This is a genomic window from Haliea sp. E1-2-M8 (assembly GCF_030649675.1).
Lineage (GTDB): Bacteria > Pseudomonadota > Gammaproteobacteria > Pseudomonadales > Halieaceae > Haliea.
On sequence record NZ_JAUTDR010000090.1, the window covers coordinates 1 to 618 of the forward strand.

Below are 618 nucleotides of genomic sequence, written 5' to 3' on the forward strand. Positions count from 1 at the left end.
TGGCTGGACTGGCTGCGCGATGATCGCCTGCCCCGCATGTTCAACTACTACGCGACCACACCCGAGGGCGGCAGCCGGGAGGGCACGGGGTACGGCGAGAGCCATCGCGACGTGTTCGCCATCGCCAAGCTGTGGCGTGACTATGACGGGACCGAGGTATTGCCCCAGGCGTTCATCGACAATTCGATCCGCTACTGGACGCACGCCACCACGCCGGGGCACCACTGGGTTGCCTTGATCGGCGACCACACGCGCACGCACGGACGCACGGACGGCTACCACCGGGACATCATCGATAACGCTCTACAATTGGCCAAAGACCCCGAGGCGATGGCTATTGGGCGTTGGCAGCTGGCCCGCCTGCCTCGGCCGCAGAGCAGCGCCTTCATTGGCCTGGAACTGCGCGACTACCCCGACACGGGTAGCCCGCCAGAAGCGACCGAGTACCACGCAGTGGGAGCCGGTCATTTCTTCGCACGCGATAGTTGGGATGCGGACGCGACGTTCGTGTACTTCACCGCTGGCAAGCACGATGAAGCCCACCAGCAAGAGGACCAGGGCGCCTACGCGGTGTGGGCTCGTGGGCGGTGGCAGACGACCAGTGATTCACCCTGGACC

1 protein-coding gene is annotated in these 618 nt (G+C 65.2%); it reads left to right on the plus strand.

Annotation, left to right across the window (positions count from 1 at the left end; translation table 11 throughout):
* Positions 1-618: hypothetical protein (locus tag Q6D67_RS21680; protein ID WP_304707931.1), on the plus strand; the 618-nt coding region annotated here is incomplete at both ends.